This is a genomic window from Enterobacter cloacae complex sp. P12RS, from assembly GCF_014895875.1.
Taxonomy (GTDB): Bacteria; Pseudomonadota; Gammaproteobacteria; order Enterobacterales; family Enterobacteriaceae; genus Enterobacter; species Enterobacter bugandensis.
Genome location: NZ_JADBQO010000023.1, coordinates 1 through 1,364, shown reverse-complemented (window position 1 = coordinate 1,364; position 1,364 = coordinate 1). Strand labels below are relative to the sequence as shown.

Below are 1,364 nucleotides of genomic sequence, written 5' to 3'. Positions count from 1 at the left end.
TCATAGCATGGTTGTGTGCGGCCTGATGCCCTCACCCCGGCCCTCTCCCACTGTACGGTCCGGGGACATAGTGAACACTTGTTCGGGGACATGGTAGACACTTACAACTGAGGCATAAGAACCCGTTTATGGAGTCGCTTATGCCCTGGGATGCGAGAGATACCATGTCATTACGTACCGAGTTTGTACTGTTCGCCTCGCAGGACGGGGCGAACATCCGTTTCCTCTGCCGTCAGTTCGGCATTTCTCCTGCCACCGGCTACAAGTGGCTTCAGCGCTGGGCTGAGGAAGGTGCCTCCGGTCTTCAGGACCGCTCCCGCGCACCTCATCATTCCCCGAACCGCTCATCTGACGACATCACGGCCCTGCTGCGCATGGCGCATGACCGTCATCAACGCTGGGGCGCCCGCAAGATTAAGCGCTGGCTTGAAGACCAGGGGCACCGTATGCCCGCCTTCAGCACCGTCCATAATCTGATGGCCCGTCACGGTCTGCTGCCGGGCGCATCACCGGGCGTTCCGGCTACGGGACGCTTCGAACATGACGCGCCGAACCGGCTCTGGCAGATGGATTTTAAGGGCCACTTTCCCTTTGGCGGTGGCCGCTGCCATCCGCTCACCCTGCTGGACGACCACTCCCGTTTTTCCCTGTGCCTGGCGCACTGTACCGATGAACGGCGCGAGACCGTGCAGCAGCAGCTGGTCAGCGCGTTTGAACGCTACGGCCTGCCGGACAGGATGACGATGGACAACGGCTCACCGTGGGGCGACACCACCGGCACCTGGACGGCGCTGGAGCTGTGGCTGATGCGCCACGGTATCCGGGTGGGGCACTCCCGGCCTTATCATCCGCAGACGCAGGGCAAGCTGGAGCGTTTTCACCGCAGCCTGAAGGCGGAAGTGCTGCAGGGAAAATGGTTCGCGGACAGCGGAGAGCTGCAGCGCGCTTTCGCTCACTGGCGCACGGTGTACAACCTTGAACGCCCGCACGAGGCGCTGGGTATGGCGGTACCGGCCTCGCGTTATCAGCCGTCAGCGCGGCAGTACAGCGGCAGCGTAACGCCACCTGAATACGATGAAGGGGTGAAGGTCAGGAAAGTGGATGTCAGCGGAAAGCTGAGCATACAGGGTGTCAGTCTGAGCGCAGGCAAGGCGTTCAGGGGAGAACGGGTCGGGCTGAGGGAGACGCAGGATGACGGCTGCTATGAAGTGTGGTGGTACAGCACGAAAGTGGGGGTGATCGACCTGAAGAAAAAGTCGATCACCATGGGTAAAGGATGTTAAAAAGTGTTCACCATGTCCCCGAACACCTGTCTACCATGTCCCCGAACACCTGTCTACCATGTCCCCGGACTGTACAGTGGG

Annotated in this window: 1 protein-coding gene; it reads left to right on the top strand. The window is 60.9% G+C overall.

Annotated features, from left to right (window positions below):
- The first annotated feature begins 128 nt into the window (after positions 1-128).
- Positions 129-1,283, top strand: coding sequence for an IS481 family transposase (locus IM284_RS14675; protein ID WP_082131781.1), 1,155 nt, complete (start codon positions 129-131; stop codon positions 1,281-1,283).
- Positions 1,284-1,364: the final 81 nt, after the last annotated feature.